This is a genomic window from Bacillus sp. hwrm1 (assembly GCF_040207805.1).
GTDB lineage: Bacteria > Bacillota > Bacilli > Bacillales > Bacillaceae > Bacillus > Bacillus velezensis.
Genome location: NZ_CP157943.1, coordinates 180291 through 197470, shown reverse-complemented (window position 1 = coordinate 197470; position 17180 = coordinate 180291). Strand labels below are relative to the sequence as shown.

General features: G+C 46.5%; 16 protein-coding genes and 3 riboswitches. Of the genes, 8 read left to right on the top strand and 8 right to left on the bottom strand.

The window, feature by feature from the left end:
* Window positions 1-56: 56 nt before the first annotated feature.
* A riboswitch (guanidine-I (ykkC/yxkD leader) is annotated at window positions 57-158 on the bottom strand.
* A 345-nt stretch (window positions 159-503) separates the two neighbouring features.
* Window positions 504-1043 (top strand): DUF4352 domain-containing protein, encoded by a 540-nt coding sequence (locus tag ABK447_RS01020; protein WP_119834765.1) that lies wholly within the window; start codon window positions 504-506, stop codon window positions 1041-1043.
* Window positions 1044-1089: 46 nt separating this feature from the next.
* Here ABK447_RS01020 and galE read toward each other — a convergent pair whose 3' ends face one another.
* A complete protein-coding gene (galE, locus tag ABK447_RS01015) occupies window positions 1090-2106 on the bottom strand; it encodes a UDP-glucose 4-epimerase GalE (protein WP_032869362.1) in 1017 nt (338 codons plus the stop codon).
* Window positions 2107-2316: 210 nt separating this feature from the next.
* On the opposite strand from galE, the gene pepT reads away from it, so the two are divergent.
* The 4 genes from pepT to ABK447_RS00995 all read left to right on the top strand — a co-directional run bounded on the left by pepT (window position 2317) and on the right by ABK447_RS00995 (window position 6258).
* Complete coding sequence (gene pepT, locus ABK447_RS01010; protein ID WP_100001648.1) at window positions 2317-3549, top strand: peptidase T; 1233 nt, start codon at window positions 2317-2319, stop codon at window positions 3547-3549.
* Between the two features lie 576 nt (window positions 3550-4125).
* On the top strand, window positions 4126-4293 hold the full coding sequence (locus ABK447_RS01005) for a hypothetical protein (RefSeq protein ID WP_003150808.1): 168 nt from the start codon (window positions 4126-4128) through the stop codon (window positions 4291-4293).
* A 102-nt stretch (window positions 4294-4395) separates the two neighbouring features.
* Window positions 4396-4872 (top strand): LURP-one-related/scramblase family protein, encoded by a 477-nt coding sequence (locus ABK447_RS01000; RefSeq protein ID WP_007407773.1) that lies wholly within the window; start codon window positions 4396-4398, stop codon window positions 4870-4872.
* An 84-nt stretch (window positions 4873-4956) separates the two neighbouring features.
* Window positions 4957-5043: riboswitch (SAM riboswitch) on the top strand.
* A 78-nt stretch (window positions 5044-5121) separates the two neighbouring features.
* On the top strand, window positions 5122-6258 hold the full coding sequence (locus ABK447_RS00995; protein ID WP_007407774.1) for a 5-methyltetrahydropteroyltriglutamate--homocysteine S-methyltransferase: 1137 nt from the start codon (window positions 5122-5124) through the stop codon (window positions 6256-6258).
* 34 nt (window positions 6259-6292) lie between these two features.
* Here ABK447_RS00995 and ABK447_RS00990 read toward each other — a convergent pair whose 3' ends face one another.
* The gene (locus ABK447_RS00990) at window positions 6293-7174 is read right to left on the bottom strand and encodes a methyltransferase domain-containing protein (RefSeq protein ID WP_020954369.1); all 882 of its coding nucleotides are present in this window, start codon (window positions 7172-7174) and stop codon (window positions 6293-6295) included.
* Window positions 7175-7535: 361 nt separating this feature from the next.
* Window positions 7536-7636, top strand: a riboswitch (purine riboswitch).
* A 135-nt stretch (window positions 7637-7771) separates the two neighbouring features.
* Here ABK447_RS00990 and ABK447_RS00985 point away from each other — a divergent pair.
* Window positions 7772-8965, top strand: a complete 1194-nt coding sequence (locus ABK447_RS00985) for a NupC/NupG family nucleoside CNT transporter (protein ID WP_007407776.1) — start codon at window positions 7772-7774, stop codon at window positions 8963-8965.
* Window positions 8966-9010: 45 nt separating this feature from the next.
* Here the strand turns inward: ABK447_RS00985 and ABK447_RS00980 are convergent, their stop codons facing one another.
* The 4 genes from ABK447_RS00980 to ABK447_RS00965 all read right to left on the bottom strand — a co-directional run bounded on the left by ABK447_RS00980 (window position 9011) and on the right by ABK447_RS00965 (window position 12434).
* Window positions 9011-9685: a DUF3298 and DUF4163 domain-containing protein gene (locus ABK447_RS00980; protein ID WP_039063828.1), complete on the bottom strand. Its 675-nt coding sequence runs from the start codon at window positions 9683-9685 to the stop codon at window positions 9011-9013.
* Window positions 9686-9825: 140 nt separating this feature from the next.
* On the bottom strand, window positions 9826-10074 hold the full coding sequence (locus tag ABK447_RS00975; RefSeq protein WP_046341506.1) for a hypothetical protein: 249 nt from the start codon (window positions 10072-10074) through the stop codon (window positions 9826-9828).
* A 141-nt stretch (window positions 10075-10215) separates the two neighbouring features.
* Window positions 10216-10341, bottom strand: a complete 126-nt coding sequence (locus ABK447_RS00970; RefSeq protein WP_349909279.1) for a hypothetical protein — start codon at window positions 10339-10341, stop codon at window positions 10216-10218.
* 41 nt (window positions 10342-10382) lie between these two features.
* Window positions 10383-12434 carry a catalase gene (locus ABK447_RS00965; protein ID WP_039063829.1) on the bottom strand — a complete coding sequence of 684 codons (2052 nt, stop codon included), beginning with the start codon at window positions 12432-12434 and terminating at the stop codon, window positions 10383-10385.
* Between the two features lie 200 nt (window positions 12435-12634).
* Between ABK447_RS00965 and citH the strand changes: the two genes are divergently transcribed.
* Entirely contained in the window at window positions 12635-13915 is a 1281-nt protein-coding gene (gene citH, locus ABK447_RS00960; RefSeq protein WP_007407781.1) for a citrate transporter CitH, read from the top strand.
* A 41-nt stretch (window positions 13916-13956) separates the two neighbouring features.
* Here citH and ABK447_RS00955 read toward each other — a convergent pair whose 3' ends face one another.
* Window positions 13957-14688: a glycoside hydrolase family 16 protein gene (locus ABK447_RS00955; protein WP_007407782.1), complete on the bottom strand. Its 732-nt coding sequence runs from the start codon at window positions 14686-14688 to the stop codon at window positions 13957-13959.
* A gap of 235 nt (window positions 14689-14923) precedes the next feature.
* Window positions 14924-15751, bottom strand: a complete 828-nt coding sequence (gene licT, locus ABK447_RS00950) for a BglG family transcription antiterminator LicT (protein WP_038460389.1) — start codon at window positions 15749-15751, stop codon at window positions 14924-14926.
* Window positions 15752-15922: 171 nt separating this feature from the next.
* On the opposite strand from licT, the gene ABK447_RS00945 reads away from it, so the two are divergent.
* The gene (locus ABK447_RS00945; RefSeq protein WP_095352528.1) at window positions 15923-17173 is read left to right on the top strand and encodes an MFS transporter; all 1251 of its coding nucleotides are present in this window, start codon (window positions 15923-15925) and stop codon (window positions 17171-17173) included.
* Window positions 17174-17180: the final 7 nt, after the last annotated feature.

Below are 17180 nucleotides of genomic sequence, written 5' to 3'. Positions count from 1 at the left end.
TCCCTTTATATAAAATCAAAAAAGCCCGGGAGAGCACTCTTCATTAAAAGAGCAGAAACTCCCGGGCTTTTATCCCAACGTGTCACAGCAGGAACCTGCTGTGTGTTTTCTCTCGGTCCAGACCAATTCAGCATTGCGGAACCCTAGAAAACCACTGTTTTTTATGTTCAGTTTTTGTATATCTTTCAAGATTATACGGGAAATCACGAACATGTTCAACCACTCTTTTTTCAATAAACGTATAAAAAATATGAGCGATCTGCCGATACTAAAAAAGGCACTAAAATACATGACTAAAAAATCATTAAAATACTTTTTTTCTCAAAATATTATTGACTGTAGGTTATTTTACAGGCATTATAGTATGTAGTTTTCAAGAAATAGTTTACATAGGAGGAAATATTATGGCAGGCAACCTGGTGTCTTGTAAGGCATGCGGCAAAGAAATCGCTAAAGGCGTTAAAAAATGCCCAAACTGCGGTAAAGATCAGAGAAACTTTTTTATGAGACATAAAATTATCACATTGCTTCTGGCAGTAGTGGTTATTATCATTCTCGTAAACATCGGCGGCGGAGGCGGATCTTCATCATCTAAAACCGCGTCTTCAAAAGCTGCGGAATCCAAGGAAAAACTGTATAACATCGGTGACACTGTTAAGACTGAGAAAACTGAAGTTACTGTTACGAAAGTCGAAAAAAGAGATTCAGTAGGCTCTCAATTTGTCGAGAAAAAAGCGTCTGACGGCGGCGTTATCGTAGCTGTTCAATACACAGTTAAAAATGTTTCAAACAAGCCGTTAAGCTCTTTCTCCATTCCAAGAGCGAAATTAGTAGATTCTAAAGGAACATCCTATGATTCAGATATTGATGCTTCTTCAAGCTATGCAACAGAAACAAAAGTAGACAACAGTAAAATTTTAAGTGACTTGAACCCGAACATTAAAGTTACTGACGTAAAAGCTTTTGAAGTTGATAAAAACGCATACTCTAAAGGCACTTGGAAATTAAAGTTCAGCAACGATGTTGAAGTGAAAATTAAATAATGACCGTAATAAAAGAGACCTTCACCATTTGAAGGTCTCTTTCTTTTTACACCTTTTGGTACCCGTTCACATTGGAGGACTGCCACTTCCAAGAGTCGGCGCACATTTCTTCAAGCCCGCGCTTTGCTTCCCAGCCTAATTCAGCCTTTGCTTTTGCCGGGTCTGCGAAGCATGCGGCGATGTCTCCCGGGCGCCGGGCGGCAAAACGGTACGGCACTTCTTTTCCCGATACTTTTTCAAACGCCTTGACCATCTCAAGAACGCTGTAGCCTCTTCCCGTGCCGAGATTATAGGCGTCGGCGCCCGTTGTGTCCAGCACCTTTTCAAGCGCTCTGACGTGGCCCTCGGCAAGGTCAACGACATGGATGTAATCCCGCACGCCGGTGCCGTCCTTTGTCGGATAATCATTGCCGAACACCTGCAATTGCTCAAGCTTGCCGACAGCGACTTGTGCGACGTACGGCATTAAATTATTCGGGATGCCGTTCGGGTCTTCTCCGATCCGCCCGCTCGGGTGCGCGCCGAACGGATTAAAGTAGCGGAGCAGCGCAATGCTCCATTCAGAATCCGCTTTATGCAGATCGCGTAAAATCTGTTCCAGCATCAGCTTTGTCTGCCCGTAAGGATTGGTCGCGCTTAATGGAAAATCCTCAGTGATCGGCGTTGTTTCCGGAACGCCGTAAACCGTCGCTGAAGAACTGAAGACGATTTTTTTCACACCGTGTGCCTGCATGGCTTCACATAAAATAAACGTCCCCGTCAGATTATTATGATAATAACGGAGCGGAACAGCTACAGACTCACCGACGGCTTTTAATCCCGCAAAATGAATGACGGCTTCAATCTCATTTTCAGCAAACACCCGGTGAACGGCGTCACGGTCAAGGAGATCCGCTTCATAAAATACAAGCCCTTTTCCGGTAATGTCTTTCACACGCTCCAATGCTTCCGGTGAACTATTTGACAGATTATCCAAAACCACGATGTCATAGCCGCCGTTTAACAGCTCGACACATGTGTGGCTTCCGATATAACCCGCTCCGCCTGTCACTAAAATCGCCATGAAGAAAGCCTCCCCTATTGAATGAATTGACCATATTATATCGGTTTTTTCTTCCTCAATCATCCATTTCCAAAAAGTTTAATCGTTTAGTCATCGTTTCTTCATAATTTGTTTTCATTCGCGTAATACACAGAGCCCTCGATTCAAACGGGTTGTGAAATAGAAATCCCTCCCCCGCGCATGGTAAGATAAGACAAAGGAGATGACGGTATGAAAAATGAAATCATTGAACGCTTTACCTCTTATGTAAAAGTCGATACACAGTCTGACGAAAACAATGAAAACTGCCCTTCAACCCCCGGCCAGCTGACATTGGCCAACATGCTGGCAGATGAATTAAAGTCGATCGGCATGACAGACATCACAGTCGATGACAATGGGTACGTCATGGCGATTCTGCCGGCAAATACGGATAAAGACGTGCCGACTGTCGGTTTTCTGGCTCACGTGGACACCGCGACCGATTTTACCGGGAAAAATGTGAATCCTCAGATTATTGAGAGCTACGACGGACATGATATCGTTCTGAATGACAAACTCAATGTCGTCCTGTCGCCTGAGCAATTCCCGGAGCTCTCCCGCTATAAAGGCCAGACGCTGATCACAACAGACGGCACGACGCTGCTCGGAGCCGACAACAAAGCGGGCATTGCCGAAATCATGACGGCAATGGCGTACTTGATCAAACATCCGGACATCAAACACGGAACGATCCGGGTCGCGTTTACGCCCGATGAAGAAATCGGCAGAGGCCCTCACAAATTCGATGTCGGCCGCTTCAACGCCGCATTCGCCTACACGATAGACGGAGGCCCCCTCGGCGAACTGCAATATGAAAGCTTTAACGCAGCCGCCGCAAAGCTTACTTGTTACGGAAAAAGCGTCCACCCGGGAACGGCGAAAAACAAAATGGTCAACGCTTCAAAAATCGCGATGGAATTTCATCACGCGCTGCCGAAAGAAGAAGCGCCGGAATATACGGAAGGGTATGAAGGCTTCTATCATTTACTTTCCATGAACGGAGACGTTTCTGAAGCCGCCCTGTCGTACATCATCAGAGACTTTGACAGAGACCGCTTTGCAGAACGAAAAGAATATATGCAGAAAACCGCCGATGCGCTGGCGGCCAAATACGGCAAGGAAAGCATCAAGCTTGAACTGCGTGATCAATATTACAACATGAGAGAAAAAATCGAACCGGTCAAAGAGATAGTCGATGTCGCCTATCAAGCCATGAAAAACCTCGATATCGAACCGATTATCGAACCGATCCGGGGCGGAACCGACGGATCACAGCTCTCTTACATGGGGCTGCCGACACCGAACATTTTTACGGGCGGCCAAAACTTCCACGGAAAATATGAATACATTTCCGTCGATCATATGGAAAAGGCGGTAAACGTCATTGTTGAAATCGCCAGGCTCTTTGAAGAGCGCGCTTAAAACCAAAGCCCCCTGCTTTGGTTTTTTTCTTTCACATGAAACCTTTCCTTCTTTCTTTCCGTATATAAGGTATGAATTGGAAAGAAGGAGTGAAGACTATGGCAAGAGGGACTGTAGCGAAAGAATTGAAAAAAACCTTAAAAGACCCGCGTATTCTGGAGACGAAATCAAACCCGTTTAAAAAGCTGCGGAAAATGTTCAAACGATTTTTTTAAGATAACATCTCGTTTTCTTTAAAAAAATAAAGAAAGCGCTGTCATCCCGCAGTCATCTGTTAGAAGCAGTTATTTTGCATATGATAAGGTTTTTTAGGGTACTGAATAACACAGGGCAAACGAAAACAACGAAGTAGTTAATTTGATGCTTACAAAAAATAGTGAAAAAGTTATATAAACGATCATCATTCATCAGCCGATACAATCTATAGAACCACAACAAGAGCAAAATTTCTTCAACCCATAGTCATTTTTACGGAAAATGACGTTATTTTTTAAAAAAGTGACAATTGTTTGAATACTTTTCGTTTGTTTTTTCGTACAATAATAATACCAAAACTTTTTTTGGGAGGTATGTAAAATGATGCTACTTATTTTTGCTGCTTTGACAGGGTATCTTGTTTTCTCTTTCAGTAAGGACAACCGCCGGAAAACGCCAAAGACAAGCCCGCTGGTGACAGCTGCCGACACGAATAACATCATTGATTTAAATGCGATCCGTCAAAAACGCCGGATGCCGCTATCATAAAGACGACAGCTGCCGCAAAATCGGCAGCCTTTTTTTATGCACCCGGCCGATATGAAACCAACCGCCTCCTTTTTTCGTACAACATAAAAAAGGAGTTTTTTTATGTACCATTTTTACATCAAAGAGCGAATGTTTACGTTTAAGAATCGTTTTCAAGTGTTTCTTGAAAGCGGAAAAGAAGTCTACAATGTTGAAGGAAAGCTGTTTTCATTCGGTGATGAACTGAAGCTGACTGATTTGGACGGCCGCACGCTCGCCAGCGTCAATCAGAAACTGATGTCGTTCGTTCCCCGTTACGAGATTTCCGTCAGCGGCAAACCCGTCTGCCAAGTCATCAAGAAAGTCACGCTTTTCAAACCGAAATTTGAAATTTCCGGACTCGGCTGGGATCTTACCGGCGATGTGTGGGGCCGGAATTTTCAAGTGACAGACGGAAAATCAAACCGGATGACTGTCACCAAATCATGGATGAGCTGGGGCGATTCCTATCATTTGCAGATTGAAAAGGAAGAGGATATCGTTCTTTGTCTCGCGATCGCCATTGTGATAGATATGATTCTATTTGAGGGTGACAAATAAAAATATTTATCGAAATATATTGACAATATGAGAAAACATACTAAGATTAATAGTATTACAGTTTATTCTGAAAAATAGCATATTTCCTTATCAAGAGAGGTGGAGGGACTGGCCCTATGATACCCGGCAACCGCTGTTCAGCAGAATGGTGCTAAATCCTGAAGATAAGGTTGAGGTTTGCGGACGCAAGCTCTTCCCTATCCGAGGGAAGAGTTTTTTTATATTTCATCAGGAAAGAAGGAATCGTTCATGTCACAGCAAAACACAGAACAACCATTGCATACGCTTCTAAGAAAAAACCCGCCGTTTCGCGCGGATCAGGTCGGAAGCCTGCTGCGGCCGGCGGCTGTGAAGCAAGCCCGCCTGCAAAGAGCGGCGGGTGAGATTTCGGCAGAACAGCTGCGCGAAATCGAAAACAAAGAAATCATCCGCAGCGTGGAAAAGCAGAAAGAAACCGGCCTCAATGTCGTGACTGACGGCGAATTCCGACGGGCCTGGTGGCATTTTGATTTTCTCGAAAATTTAGACGGCGTCGAAGCGTTTACGCCTGAAAGCGGCATTCAATTTCACAACGTACAGACGAAAGCGCGCGGCATTAAAGTAACGGGAGCTATTGATTTTTCTCAGCATCCGATGCTCGAAGATTATAAATTCCTGCACAGCATTGCCGGCGATGCTGTTCCGAAAATGACCATCCCAAGTCCGAATATGCTGTTTTTCCGCGGAAAATTGGAAAAAGCGTCCTACCAGAATGATTACAAACAATTTCAGCACGATGTGTCAAAAGCGTATAAAAAAGCGATTCAAGCTTTCTATGACGCCGGGTGCCGCTACCTTCAGCTCGATGACACCGCATGGGCCGTTTTCTTATCAGAAGCGGGGCTTCGTCAGATTGAAGCTTTCGGCACGACGCCGGATGAGCTGCGCAAGCTGTTTGCCGCTTCCATTAATGACGCCATCAAGGATCGCCCTGACGATCTGAAGGTTACGATGCATATCTGCCGCGGCAACTTCCAATCCACATGGACGGCTGAAGGCGGCTATGATGCAGCGGCTGAAACGATTTTTGACGGGCTTGATCTTGACGGATTGTTCCTGGAATATGATGATTCCCGCTCCGGCGGCTTTGAACCGCTCCGTTATGTCAAACGCTCTGATCTTCAGCTTGTGCTTGGTTTGATTACGTCGAAACACGGCGAACTTGAAGACAAGGACGCGATTAAACGCCGGATTGAAGAAGCTTCACAATATGTCAGCCTGGACCAGCTTTGCCTCAGCCCGCAATGCGGATTCGCCTCCACTGAGGAAGGAAACCTGATCACAGAAGAACAGCAATGGGCGAAACTGCGCCATGTCGTCAACATTGCCGGAGAAGTCTGGAAATAAAAAAAAGACACGCGATTAGCGTGTCTTTTCCGTTTTACAGCGGATCGGTTCCGATTAAAATATCGATATCTATCGTGACAGCAGCCTCTTTCCGGCTGATGAACCGCCGGATGCTGTCATCAGTACATTTCCATGTTAAGGGCGTCATTTTCACAAGCCGCTCGAGGTCAGGCTGCGCTAAAGTCTTTGTGTAACACAGCCGTTTGCGCTCAAAGGTTTGAAAGCCCGCTTGGAATCGTCCGGCCGCAGAATCGGCGGTGTCATTCAGCCGAGGACTGTCTCCGAAGAAGAATTCCCTTACTTCCTTCAAATAATCACGCCGCGGCACCGCTTTAATGACTGTGCCGCCCTTTCGTAAAAGCCTGCTGCATTCCTTGTAATTCCAAGGTGATAAAACAGACATCACGACATCAAAACAGCTGTCGGCAAACGGCGCATCCGCCACATCAGCGACGGCAAAAACCAAATGATTCCCGAAGGCCTTTGCGGCATGCAGCACACCTTCTTTCGAGAGATCAATGCCGATTCCCGTCACGGAAAAAGCGGGCTGAAGCCATTTGCATACGGCGGCTAAATGAGAGCCTTCTCCGCATCCCGCATCCAATATCGCCGCTGATGTTTGCGGAGTTTGAATATGGGTGATGATGGCGGCAATCTCCTTTTGAACCGGCGCAAAAAATTCCCGGCTGTCAAAAAGCTCGCGTCTCGCTTCGAACAGCTGCCTGTCATAGCGGGTTTTGACCGATTTATTGAGGAAATTCACATATCCTTGCTTTGATATATCAAATGTATGCCCCTGTCCGCAAATCAAGCTTCGGTATTGTGAGACCGCCATGGCCGACCGGCATAGCGGACACCTGAACACGGACTGGCATGATTGCAGTAATTCCGCGCGTTTTCTTTTTATAGACGTCAAAAAAACACCTCATTCATTCGTTATTCCGATGAAATGAAAAAGGCATAGACAAATAAACCTTGCCGAATTGGAAGGTTTAGCCTATTCATCTATACCTCTCATTATCTGTAACGAATGAACTGGATGATCACGAAAATGACCCCTTTTCTGCCGTCTTTTGAAGGCTGTGCCCTCAGATCCATTTTATCAGCTGCATCCCGTCTTTACAATGAACCGGAACGGTTTTTAGGGTTTTTTATACCTTTATTATCCAATTACTTATGCACATCCTTTATTTTCTTTATTTATAATATAAATTTATTATTTTGAAAATATCTAAAAAGGTTGATTTTCAAAAATTGAAACGATAAAATACTGCTATCTCATGTAATATCGTTATTCTTGTATATGATCAGTAATATGGTCTGATTGTTTCTACCTAGTGCCGTAAAAGACTAGACTACAAGAAAGTTTGCATAAATTTGAACGAGTGAAAAGCATATGACGCTGTCTATTCTTTTCTTTTGGCTCTTATTTATCACACTTTCTGGCTTTCAGGAATTTGTGACGAATAAGAGCTTTTTTTATTTCCATAATACCCTTATAGGAGTTGCTCACATGTACTTTTTATTGAACATTGTCGGTCTCATTGTTGTCATGGCTGTTGTTTTCTTATGCTCTCCCAACAAGAAGAAGATTAAATGGCGTCCGATTGTCATGCTCCTCGTCTTTGAGTTTCTGATTACTTGGTTTATGTTAGGGACAAAAGTCGGCGGCTTTGTCATCGGGAAGATCGGCGCGTTCTTTACATGGCTGATTTCCTGCGCCAGTCAAGGGATTGCGTTCGCTTTTCCGTCTGTCATGGCGAACCCGACGGTTGATTTTTTCTTCAGCGCATTGCTGCCGATTATCTTCGTCGTGACCTTCTTTGATATGCTGTCGTATTTCGGTATTCTGCCGTGGCTCATTGATAAAATCGGCTGGCTGATTTCTAAAATATCCCGTCTGCCGAAGCTGGAGAGCTTTTTCTCCATCCAGATGATGTTTTTAGGAAATACGGAAGCTTTAGCCGTCATCCGCCAGCAGCTTGCCGCCGTCAGCAACAATCGGCTTTTGACATTCGGGCTGATGAGCATGAGCAGCATCAGCGGCTCGATCATCGGATCATACTTGACGATGGTTCCGTCCACTTATGTGTTTACAGCCATCCCGCTGAATTGCTTAAACGCGCTTTTAATCGCCAATATGCTGAATCCCGTGGACGTTTCTAAAGAGGATGATATTATTTACGTGCCTTCAAAAGCGGAGAAAAAAGACTTCTTCTCCACGATTTCTAACAGTATGCTTGTCGGCATGAACATGGTCATTGTCATTTTAGCGATGGTGATCGGCTATGTGGCGTTAACGGCCGCGTTAAACGGCGTACTCGGGCTGTTCATGCACGGGTTGACCATTCAAAAGATTTTCTCATACATCTTCAGTCCGTTTGCCTTCCTTCTCGGATTAGGCGTACATGACGCGATGTATGTCGCACAGCTGATGGGCATCAAGCTCGCGACGAATGAATTTGTGGCAATGGCCGATCTGAAAGGGCAGCTGAATTCACTTCCGCCGCACACGATTGCCGTGGCTACGACATTCCTGACATCATTCGCAAACTTCAGCACCATCGGTATGATCTACGGATCTTATCAATCTCTGCTTGATGGTGAAAAATCAGCCATCATCGGAAAAAACGTCTGGAAGCTGCTTGTCAGCGGAATTGCCGTTTCCTTATTGAGCGCGGCGATTGTCGGATTGTTTGTCTGGTAATAGAAAAAGCGATACCGCTCCGTTTTGGAGTGATATCGCTTTTTTTTATTGATAGACGGATGCAGGTACGAAAACGTCCCGGATTCCTGCCGCGTAAGGTCCGAGATCATATTGTCCGAACACAACGGCAATGCCGTTTTTCGTAAAGAAGAAAGGTCTTTCGCTATTCAGGATGATCTCTTGTTTTTTGACGTCCTGGTCAAACAGATCGTCATGTTTTTTGATGTAGCCGTAAAGATAGTCTCTCGTTTTGTTAGCTTTCGTTTTTGTATTCAGCACATTATCGAGTGTGACCCGTTTTTTTGCGGCCAGGTCGTAATTAAAGGTCTGAACGGATGTCAGCCCGTGTGCGCCGCCTGTGTAACTGTAGTCTTCCGTCTGAATGCTGAGTTTGCCGTCTTGATTATACTTCACTTTGAAATCTGTTTGGTATTCCGCTTTGTAGCCTTGTTTTTCACCGTCTTTTTTGTTTTTCACATATTCTTGGTACGATTGTTCAATATAGCGTTTGAAGTCCTGATTGATTTTCTTTTCAAAAGATGCGTTTCCCGTATTTGCGACCTCGGGGTACGTCAGCTGTTTTACATGCTTATACGTATGGCTTTTGACAACGGGCTTTGCGGTTTGCGCGGCCTCGGCTGAAGGCGCGAAACCTCCGAACGGCGCGGCTGTCAGCACGGTTAAGAGCACGGCCGCCATCATTTTGAATGCCTTTTTCATCACAACTCCTCCTTTTCATTACCGTTCCCTTTTTGAAAACGGGTTACACTCTATAGACAGCGCAGATCAGCAAATTGTTTCTGGGCCTTCTTTCACATTTTCTCCATGAAAAAAAGAGACATGGAAAATCCACGCCTCTTTTACCGTGAAGGTCTTTGCGCAATGGCTTCATAAACGGCTTCCGCCAAATCGGAGTTGCCGAACATCTCCAAAACGCCGATAACCGTTTGATCAGGAATCGGTTCTGATTCCTCCTTCGGCACGACAAGCTCTTCAGCCGTTTTTCGCAGCTCTTCGTTTAAAGGCTGTCCGGGATAAGCCTTGCTGTAAATGGCCATCGGATCAAGGTCATGATTGACGCACCACTGGGCAAACACCAAAATCATCATGTTTTCGTCACGCCGGTAATATTCTTCAAGTTGTTTTTCGGTAAACGGCTTCACTATCAATCGCTCCTCCAGAAAATCTACCCCTAAGATACACAAACACAGAGCGGAAGTAAACCAAAGAGGGTGAAACATATTATTTCATCAACCCGCCTGCTTTAAATAATGCAATGCCCTGACTGTCCCGGACAGCGGAAGATACGGATTTGCACGGAAGCCATTTTCGTTTTCTCCCAATATTAATGCTTCGTTCAGATATTTCACTTTCACAAGGAAAAAGCGCCCCTCTCATAAAAGGCGCTTTTTCATTCTTATATGTTTCTGTCCCAATGCCGATGCTCAGCCACGGCCTTCAGAAATTGTTCATGGTTTCCGTCCGGAACAAGGCCGGGGCCGCTTTCGGTTCCGGCGGCGAGGGCGAGAAGTTCTTTTCCTTCACCGGAGGCGCCGATCGCTTTGTAATGGCTGAAAGCTTCGCTGACGAAGTCTCTGGCCGATTTTTGGGCTTTGAGGCTGTCTGTGCTTTGTTTTCCGCCCGGAATGAAAACAGCGTCGTACAGGACGGAATCCGCTGTCAGGAAAGTGGCTGACGCTTTCAGCTCCGTACCGTTTTCTCCCTTGACAGTTCCCAGCGCGGGGCTGATGATATCGGCTCTGACTCCCGCCTGTTTGCATGCGTCAAGCACTTGTTTGACTTTCTCATCAGAAAACCCGTGGTCGGTTAAAACCGCGACCTGCCTTGTCGCTGCCGTCTTCACCGTGTTTTCCTGGCTTAAGGCCGGGGAAGTGAACGTTTCATCAGATTCACGGTCCTTCGGCGGCGGGTTCACGCCGATTCCTTTCGCAACACGCTCGGCAAGCCCGGCGTCGACGTGACTGAAGACATCCACCACCTGCTGCTGCACGTCCTTGCTGTTCACTTTTCCGACTTCAAAACAGAAAGCGGAGATGATATGTTCTTTCTCGGCGGGAGACATGCTGTTCCAGAACATCTTGGCCTGAGAAAAATAGTCATTGAAGCTCTCGCTGCGCTGGCGGATTTTTCTGCCTTCTACTTTTTCCTGGTAATGAACGTATCCGCCTTCTTCTTCTGAAGCCGGCGACGGATCATTGTTCTGCAGGGAATTTTTATGATAGGCGACGGGACCCTTATTAATCGTCATCCGGTGGTAGCCGTCGTATTGGTTGTTATGGAACGGGCAGACCGGCCGGTTGATCGGAATCTCGTGAAAATTCGGCCCGCCAAGACGGATGAGCTGTGTATCCGTATAAGAGAAAAGCCGGCCCTGCAGAAGCGGATCATTGGTGAAATCAATGCCCGGCACGACATTTCCCGGGTGAAAGGCGACCTGTTCCGTTTCCGCAAAGACATTGTCCTGATTGCGGTCAAGGGTCATTTTTCCGATCAGCTTGACGGGAACCAACTCCTCCGGCCACAGCTTCGTCGGATCAAGGATATCGAAATCAAACTTAAATTCATCTTCTTCGTCAATCATCTGAACACCGAGCTCATACTCGACTTTGCCGCCGTTTTCAATCGTTTCCCACAGGTCGCGGCGGTTGAAATCGGCATCTTTCCCGGCAATTTTCTGCGCTTCATCCCATACGAGGGAATGAACGCCGAGCACGGGTTTCCAGTGGAATTTTACAAAGCGCGCTTTTCCTTTCTCGTTGATGAAACGGAACGTATGCACGCCGAAGCCCTCCATCATCCGATAGCTTCGCGGGATGCCGCGGTCAGACATCGTCCACATGACCATGTGAGCCGACTCAGGGTTATTAGCGACAAAATCCCAGAACGTATCATGAGCCGTCGCAGCCTGCGGCATTTCATTGTGCGGTTCCGGTTTTATGGCGTGAACGAGATCCGGGAATTTGATCGCGTCCTGAATGAAGAACACCGGAATATTGTTTCCGACGAGGTCATAGTTCCCTTCTTCAGTATAAAACTTCGTCGCAAATCCCCTGGCGTCACGGACGGTGTCGGCTGACCCCTTGGAACCCGCCACTGTTGAGAAACGGACGAAAACAGGCGTTTTGACGGACGGGTCCTGCAAAAATTTCGCCCGTGTATATTCCGTCATCGGTTCGTACACCTGAAAATGCCCATGAACGCCGTACCCGCGCGCATGAACGACCCGTTCCGGAATCCGCTCGTGGTCAAAGTGCGTCATTTTTTCACGAAAATGAAAATCCTCCATCAGCGTGGGGCCGCGGACGCCCGCTTTTAAAGAATGTTCATCCTCAGACACGCGAAGCCCCTGATTGGTCGTCATTTTTTTGCCGCTGTTATCAGACCGGTACTGCTCCAGCTGTTCGTCCTTTGAGTGTTCATTTACTCGTTTGTTTTGATCATCACTCATGTCAGTTCCCCCTTTTAAAACGAAACATTCTACAGCACATTTACCCGCGGCGTTCTTCATATAAACTGCTGATCCGCTCATTAGGATTTTAGGTCTGTATTTACATATGCGGTCATACACATTTTGAAATAAGCCATTTTCACAGAAATAAATTGCGAAAGCGCTTACCAATACAGCTGTTGAACAGGGGAGGTCATATCGTGCTTGCCATACTCGGTTTTGTGATGATGATTGTCTTTATGTATCTTATTATGTCTAATCGGCTTTCCGCTCTTATTGCTTTGATTGTCGTTCCTGTTGTGTTTGCCCTGATCAGCGGATTTGGCAAAGATCTCGGCGAGATGATGATTCAAGGCGTTACAGACCTCGCTCCTACCGGGATTATGCTGTTATTCGCCATCCTGTATTTCGGCATTATGATTGACTCAGGTCTGTTTGATCCCCTCATTGCCAAAATTCTATCGCTTGTCAAAGGGGATCCGTTAAAAATCGCCATTGGCACGGCGGTTCTGACGATGACCATTTCGCTGGACGGAGATGGGACAACAACGTATATGATTACGATTGCGGCAATGCTGCCCCTTTACAAACGGCTCGGCATGAACCGTTTGGTGCTGGCGGGGATCGCGATGCTCGGTTCAGGAGTCATGAATATTATTCCGTGGGGCGGGCCGACGGCGAGGGTTTTGGCTTCCTTGAAATTGGACACGTCGGAAGTCTTTACGCCGCTGATTCCCGCTATGATTGCCGGCGTTCTCTGGGTGATCGCCGTTGCTTATCTCCTCGGAAAAAAAGAACGGAAGCGGCTCGGTGTCATTTCAATTGAACACGCGCCGTCCTCTGATCCGGAGGCGGCGCCGCTGAAGCGTCCCGCTCTCCAATGGTTCAACCTGATGCTCACTGTCGCCCTGATGGCCGCGCTGATCACCAGCCTGCTTCCCATCCCTGTTCTTTTTATGATCGCGTTCGCCATCGCCTTGATGATCAACTATCCAAATGTCAAAGAGCAGCAGAAACGGATTTCAGCGCATGCGGGTAATGCGTTAAACGTTGTCTCAATGGTGTTTGCGGCAGGCATATTCACAGGCATTCTCTCCGGCACAAAAATGGTGGATGCGATGGCGCATTCTCTCGTTTCCCTCATCCCTGATGCCATGGGCCCGCATCTGCCGTTGATCACTGCGATTGCCAGCATGCCTTTCACTTTTTTCATGTCAAATGACGCCTTTTACTTCGGTGTGCTTCCCATCATCGCCGAAGCCGCTTCCGCTTACGGAATAGACGCCGCTGAAATCGGAAGAGCCTCCTTGCTGGGCCAGCCGGTGCATCTGCTCAGCCCGCTTGTGCCATCCACCTATCTATTGGTCGGAATGGCGGGCGTCAGCTTTGGCGATCATCAAAAATTCACCATCAAATGGGCCGTGGGAACAACGATTGTGATGACGATTGCGGCGCTTTTGATTGGGATTATTTCGTTTTAATTAAAAAAGGATTTCCGCCAGCGGAAATCCTTTTCTGTACATTATTTTTTTGTATAGCGCACCCAGTCATAATGAGCGTATAGCGGATTTACACCATTGTAGGAACCGAGCCAGTCATCGACACCTATCCCATTCCACAAGTTCATCATGATCTTTCCCGGGTTTGTCGGGATTTGGCTTGTCGCAGTATGTTTTAATTGCCCATCGACATACCATTTAATAGAGTTTGGCTGCCAATCGAACGCATACGTATGATAGGCATTGGCCGCGTCAAATCCGAGATCCGCAACCTTCTCATGGTTTCCCGCGCCATTTGTATAATAGTTAAATTGAACCTTTGTCGTGTCTTTTCCTAAAAATTCGATATCAATCTCATCCCAAGGAGTGCCATCCGTTGGACCTGTATAAGTGAAGAACGATGAAACGATCCCTGTGTTTTTAGCCGGTTTCATTCTGACTTCATAAAGTCCATAGCCATAGGTTTGAACGGAGCGGTTCTCCCCGCAGTCAAACTTGTTATAAGACGGGCTTGTCAGCGCCAAACGCATTTCACCTGATGACGTCATTGATACATTATTTGCACGCCACGTGCAGTTGAACATATCTCCATTGGAATAACCATTTGCTTTTTGCCATAATCCGGAGTTATAGCTGTTAAAAGGTTCAAAAAACGATCCGCCTGTTTGAGCTGATGCAGTAGAAGTGATCGCACACAAACTCAAAAACAATCCAGTGACAAGAAGCAGCAGCACTCGTTTCATACGATAAAACATGTCGGCATTCCCCTTTCTTTGAAAGCGATTTCTTTATTGATCATACATGATTCTGTTAAAAGGGGACATCGGTCAGAATAATGATAATAATGAATCTTAAAAAAACCTAAATTACCATCAGCACAAACAGAAATGATCAGCGCTCATTGTAATTTAGGTTTTGCCTGCTTATCAGTAACAATCCTAACAAGATCATATGTGAATGAAGAAAAAAATGCCAACGCTTTCATTATGCTTATTTGACTACCCTTTCTATGTGAATCGTTAAATACAGCAGCTCGTCACTGGTGAGCTTGTGCTTATACGCCCTCTCAATGCATGTTTGGATTTTCTTCGTGCATTCATACGCCCGATGGTACTTTTCTTTCACTGTCTCCAGCAAAAAATCGTCCTGGCTTTCCATATGTGTGCCGTTAAAAAGACGCTGCGCGAAAAACTTTAAGTGGGTGACAAACCGATAATAGTGAAGTGATTCCTCGTTGAAGTCAATCTTAAAATGGTATTTTACGATTCTCAAAATCTCTTGCATGACTTTTGTAATGTTGATGATATTGGGCATCTCTTCATTCAGCTCGGCATTGACAATATGCAGCGCAATAAAGCCTGCTTCATCCTCCGGCAGAGACACGCCAGTCTTGTTTTTTACCATGGCCAACGCTTGTTTGCCGATTGCAAATTCGTCTTTGTACAGCCGTTTCGTTTCCCACAGTAAGGCATTTTTGATATCCAGCCCTTTCTTATTGCGCTGGATCGCAAAGTTAATATGGTCGGTCAGCGACACATAGATGCTGTCATTGAGCTTTTTGCCGAGCTGTAATTTCGCATAGCTGATAATCTCTTCGGATACTTCCATACATTCGATCGGGATATCATACAAAAGGGTTTTGAACTTTTCGGATACATCTTTGTTATCGAGCGTGAACACTTTCTCAATGCGGGCTTCATCTACCGGGTCTCCCGTTTTCTTTTGAAAAGCAATGCCCCGGCCCATGATAACCAATTCCTGATTGCCTTCTTTGAGCACACTGACGACATTATTATTAATGACTTTCGCAATCTTCAATTCTGTCTCCCTCCCGCCTGACCATTTACCTGCTACACCTTGATTTTACATCCTTTTTGAACTAGGTCAATATCTCCAGGTCAATCAGAAAACGCCGTTCAGAAATCATTGTCCAACGATGAGGCAGCGGCGCATATAATGCAGAGAACCGGTTTTTGGGAAGGAGCGTGTGTGATGAAACGGTTTTCGAAAGAAGAAAGCAGCTGGATGCTGTATGATTGGGCCAATTCAGCTTATTCGGTCATTATTATGACGGCGGTATTCCCCTTGTTTTTTAAAGCCGCGGCGGCGGAAAACGGTGTCAGCGCGGCGGATTCTACCGCTTATTTGGGCTATACGATTGCCGCCGCGACTTTTATTTTGGCGATGCTCGGCCCCGTCTTAGGAACGATTGCCGACTACAAAGGATGCAAGAAACGGTTTTTTGCCTTCTTTTTTCTGATCGGTGTGGCGGGCACCGCCGCGCTGGCTTTGATTCCCGGCGAATCTTGGATGCTGTTATTAATTTGTTATACGATTTCCACGATCGGCTTTGCCGGGTCTAATGTGTTTTATGATGCGTTTCTCGTTGATGTGGCCGCAAAGGAGCGGATGAATATGGTGTCCGCCAGAGGATTTGGGCTGGGCTATATCGGCAGTACGATCCCTTTTCTCCTCAGCATTGCCGTGATTCTTTCAGCACAAGCGGAGGTGATTCCGCTGTCCGCCCAGGCTGCCGGCCGCATTGCCTTTTTGATTACGGCGGCATGGTGGGGGCTGTTTTCGATCCCGCTCCTTCTCCGCGTCCGCCAGCGCTATTATATCGAGAGGGAGCCGCGGCTTGTAATCAGCAGTTTTAAACGGCTGGCCGGCACGCTGAAGCAGATCAGGAAGCACCGGGCGCTGTTTTTGTTTCTGCTCGCCTATTTCTTCTATATCGACGGGGTCGGCACCATCATTACAATGTCCACGTCATACGGGGCTGACCTCGGCATCAGCGCGGCAAATCTGCTGATTGTTTTATTTGTCACTCAGGTCGTCGCCGCGCCTTTTTCGATTTTGTATGGGCGGCTGGCCGAACGGTTTAAGGGAAAAACGATGCTTTATGCCGGAATCGGCGTGTATATGATTGTCTGCACGTATGCTTATTTTATGGATTCCGCTTTTGATTTCTGGGTTTTGGCTATGCTTGTCGCCACTTCCCAAGGAGGTATTCAGGCGCTGAGCCGCTCTTACTTTGCAAAGCTTGTCCCCAAACAGAACGCCAATGAGTTTTTCGGCTTTTATAATATCTTCGGCAAGTTCGCTTCGATTATCGGCCCGCTTTTGATTGCCGTGACCGCCCAGCTGACCGGAAATTCGTCAGCCGCCGTGTTCAGCCTGATCATTTTGTTTGTAATCGGGATTGGCATTCTTGCGTTCGTCCCCGAGGAGACGGCGTAAAAAAAGC